The sequence below is a fragment of the Paraburkholderia sp. SIMBA_053 genome, from assembly GCF_046534895.1.
In the GTDB taxonomy this organism is placed as follows: domain Bacteria; phylum Pseudomonadota; class Gammaproteobacteria; order Burkholderiales; family Burkholderiaceae; genus Paraburkholderia; species Paraburkholderia caledonica.
Genome location: NZ_JAWRXU010001832.1, coordinates 1 through 233, shown reverse-complemented (window position 1 = coordinate 233; position 233 = coordinate 1). Strand labels below are relative to the sequence as shown.

The window sequence follows — 233 nt, the reverse complement described above, 5'->3', positions numbered from 1 at the left end:
GCCGATCCTCTCGAAGTACTTCGCGTCGTAGTCTGCGATGAGATCACGGCGCCCGCCGGCGCGGAAACCCGCGATCACAGCATCGAGATGGTCGTTGCTCAATGACCTGTCGTTCCAGGCCGGCTCCCACGCATCAGCCCGCACCGCGGGGTCGGGGCGCGAGGCGAGCGCCCTGCGAGCCGCCGTGCGGCCGCTTGCGGTGTCGTCGGACTCCAGTTCGGCGGCGACCTCAT

1 protein-coding gene is annotated in these 233 nt (G+C 69.1%); it reads right to left on the bottom strand.

The features are described from left to right. Positions 1–233, bottom strand: a 233-nt coding sequence (locus SB753_RS41855; RefSeq protein WP_410805792.1) for a hypothetical protein, incomplete at both ends; no start/stop codon positions are given.